Origin of the sequence: Kitasatospora sp. NPDC093558 (assembly GCF_040683475.1) — a bacterium.
GTDB lineage: Bacteria > Actinomycetota > Actinomycetes > Streptomycetales > Streptomycetaceae > Kitasatospora.
In genome coordinates, this window is the sequence record NZ_JBFBDY010000674.1 from 1 (window position 1) to 3,244 (window position 3,244).

Genomic DNA, 3,244 nt, shown 5'->3' on the forward strand with positions numbered 1-3,244 from the left:
GACGCCGAAGGGCACGGACCTGCGGCCCACGCGTTCTACCGGTACGGACGCCCTCCGCTCACCACAAGTCCGAGCAGGTCGTCGTAGCGCAGCCGGAAGTCGCCGAGCACCGCGGCACCCTGCTCATCGAGCTCGAGCGCCAGACTGTGCCGCAGCCACGGATGATCACGCCAACCCGGCAGCGGCCGGAGTGCCTGCTCGGCCACCTCGGTCACCTTGGCGGGAAGGCGCACCGTCCCGGCGAGCACGTCGTCCACCACCTCGCCGTTCGGCCCGAGCCTGCGCCCCGTCACCGCGCGGAAGCCATCCCCGATGCGGCGCACCAGGACGACCTCGACGCTCCGGTCACCGTCGCGAACGAGCGCCTCGAACTGCCCTTCTGTAAGGGTGCCTTGGCCGCCGTAGTGCAGTCCGGCCAAGGTCTGGGATCCGTGTTCGCCCGCACGCGTGAGAAGGTACTGCGCAGCCTCGTCCCGCCGCTTCTGCTGCCGCACCTCCCACTCCTGCCGGGCCTGCACCTCCGCTTCGGCCCAGTCGGTGGGAACGACCGGACCGGTGCCGTAGACGCGCGCCACCAGCTCCGGCACCTGCCCGGGGATGCCCCATTGCCCGCCTGCGGCCTTGGCCACCTCGGCCGCCGTGCGCAGCAGGAGGTACCGCCCGTAGATCTTCTCGGAGGCTCTCAGGATGTGCGGCGGGCCATCGTTTTGACGGTCGAGGCCGGTGATGACAACGGTGGGCCTGGACAGTGGACCGGGGCGCTTGACGCCGTCGTGGCGGTGAAGGCGCCCGATGCGCTGGAGGAGCAGGTCGATCGGCGCGAGGTCGGTGATCAGCAGGTCGGCGTCGACGTCGAAGGACTGCTCTGCGAGCTGGGTGGCGACGACGATCAGCCTGTCGGGCCGGTCGGCCTCGCTGGAGGGTGGCCCGAGCAGTTGCAGGACCTCGTGCGTACGGTCGGCCCGGTGTCCTGCGTGGAGGCGGCCATGAAGGAGTCGGACATCGGTACCGAACTCCTTACGGAGGGCCTCGAACGTGCTCTGGGCGCGGGCCACGGTGTTGCGGATGACGAGGACGCATCCGCCCTCGACGAGACGCTCCCGCAGAAGGCTGGTCACGGCGTCATCTTCGGGCCCCGCGCCTTCATGCAGCGTCCGGGAGTCCTGCGGCTCGTCCAACACCTCGACCTTCACTGACAGGTCGTCACGCCAGGACTTCGTGCTCTCCACGATCAGTTCCGGTCTCGCGTCGCGCCCGAGCCAGGCCGCCGTGACGCTCGGATAGCCCTGCGGCTCGGGCAGCTCCGGCGCTGCCGAGGCCGCCTCGATCGACTGCGCACCGGCCAGGTAGGCGGCGACCAGCCCGCGCCGCTGCTCGGGTGGCAGAGTTGCAGAGAGGAGCACCGCGGGCACGCCGGCCTGCCCAAGCCACCACAGACCTTCCAGCAGGAACTGTGACATGTAGACGTCGGCGGCATGGACTTCGTCGAGGACGACCACCTTGCCCACCAGGCCCGCCATGCGCAGCATCACGTGCTTGGTGCGGGTCGCGGCGTACAGGAGCTGGTCGATGGTGCCGACCGCGAACGGGCTCAGCAGGCCACGGCGACGGCCGAGGAACCACTCGGCAGGGGCCTTGCGCTCCGCATCCTGCCCAGCCTGCGCGAACTGGGAGGGCAGGCCGTACTCGTCCTCGCCCACCGACGCGTAGCAGCCGTCGGCATCCTGTCCCCACTCCCCCGCGTCCTTGAGCAGACCGCGCCACTCCTTGTTGAACATCCGCTTGCCGTGCAGCAGCGCGACCTGGCTCTCCAGCCCATCCTCGATCGCGCGAAGCCACAGCCGGAGCTGGGTGAACATCGGGTCTGCGGTCGCCTGGGTCGGCATGCCCAGGAACACTCCGTCCGCACCGTGGCGGGCGCCCATGAACTCGGCTGCCGCCAAAGCCGACTTTGTCTTCCCCTCCCCCATCGGCGCCTCGACGATCACCAGCCCGGGACCACTCATCCGCCGGACCACGTCGAGCACAAGCTCCTGCGACGGCCGGGGCCCGTGGCCGAATCGGTCACGGAAGGTCTCGGGCCCGGGAACAGCCAGCGCCCCCCAGCCGCCGCGCAGCCCCAGCTGCGACCACGCGGCAGCAGCCCGCTTCCGCGCCTCCGGCATCGTCACCCTCGCCAGATCGGACATGCCCTTGAAATGCCGCTCGTCGCTGGCGATCCAGTCCGCCATCACCACGAACCCGGACAGCTGCAGCTGCACCGCGCGGCTCGGCGCCACCACCGGCTCAACCGCCGCGAGCGGCGCCTCGTCCTCGTAGCCGAGCTCCCTGGAGAACATCTCAACCAGCGCCAACTGGGCCAACTTCCAGGACGGGCTCCGGCCTTGCCACTCCTCCTTCTTCGGGCTCAATTGCCCCAAGGTCGGAAAGCTTCCGTGGTGGCCGGCGATCAACGGCCACACCCAGTCGCGTTGGTCACTCGACCAGCCGGCCTCGTCAAGAAGCGCACGCAAGACGCGGGCACCCGCCTTGTCGTGCCGCCAGGTCACGCCCTTCACTGCGTACTTGTCCCAGGTGAGCCCGGCCCGGCGGAGTGCCGCCTCGCCGGCCGCATCAAGGTGCTGGAACATCGGCGTGGCTTTGCCGCAGTCATGAATCCCGCACAGCCAAGCGAACAGGCGCCGCCCCTTGCCCCTGCCACCCGCAAGGGCGTCCAGACGCAACCGTGTCACTGGCGGCAGGTAACGGTCCCAGACGATCTCCGCGACCGCGGCGGTGTCCAGCATGTGCGACAGCAGCAGGTTGACAGTGCCGCCTGCCCGCCCGGCGGACTTGCCCCACAAGGCACCGAGCCAGCCCCTGGCCTGTGGTGGATACCGCCGCCAGCGGCCATCGACCATCGTCCGACCTCCCATGCAAGATAGGATTCAAGAGCGTAGGACACGGGACTGACAACTCGGCCAGCAGCAAAGAGAGATGAGACAATGCCTCACTTCATCGTGAAGCTGACAGCCAATAGAACTAACTCAGAACGCACCCGCTAAGGCAGATCACCGCAGGTCAGCAAGTGTCGGCCCCGCGCTCGCGGGGGTTGCTCCTGGCTGTGACCTGACCGCGGTTCACCGGTGTGGTCGGCCCCGCGCTCGCGGGGGTTGCTCCGCGGGCCGGATGGCCGTGCGAGGCGACCGGCCGTCGGCCCCGCGCTCGCGGGGGTTGCTCTCCGGGGCGGCAGAGCCGGCGAGGG

Annotated in this window: 1 protein-coding gene; it reads right to left on the bottom strand. The window is 69.6% G+C overall.

The window, feature by feature from the left end; genetic code table 11:
- Positions 1-35: 35 nt before the first annotated feature.
- On the bottom strand, positions 36-2,900 hold the full coding sequence (gene cas3 / locus AB0O00_RS33535) for a CRISPR-associated helicase Cas3' (RefSeq protein ID WP_363658282.1): 2,865 nt from the start codon (positions 2,898-2,900) through the stop codon (positions 36-38).
- Positions 2,901-3,244 lie beyond the last annotated feature (344 nt).